The 277-nt window shown below is 43.0% G+C and carries 1 protein-coding gene; it reads right to left on the minus strand.

Annotated features, from left to right (window positions below; all coding sequences use genetic code 11):
• Positions 1 to 249 (minus strand): transposase domain-containing protein (locus L9G74_RS24085; RefSeq protein WP_500142669.1); only part of this gene is annotated, 249 nt, incomplete at its 3' end.
• Positions 250 to 277: the final 28 nt, after the last annotated feature.

Consider the following 277-nt stretch of genomic DNA (forward strand, 5'->3'; position numbering starts at 1 on the left):
TAAATGACTCCCATGGCCATCAAGAATTAAAAGGCGATATTTTCCAGTTGTACAAGCCTCAGTAGCAGGAATAAAGATGTTTTTCAGCCACCGTAGCCCAATATCATCAGTAGTCCATCCATTGTCACTGACTTCAATCCTCCAGTTGTGTGGTAAGGCCTTATCTTCATACCAACCCTGGATATGGACTTTTCCCTTGAAGATAATACAAGGTGGTAGAACCCATCCTCTAGAGTTGATACACTCAATAGAAGTAACCCATTCCCGATTGCCTGGC

It is taken from the genome of Shewanella electrica, assembly GCF_022321485.1.
GTDB lineage: Bacteria > Pseudomonadota > Gammaproteobacteria > Enterobacterales > Shewanellaceae > Shewanella > Shewanella electrica.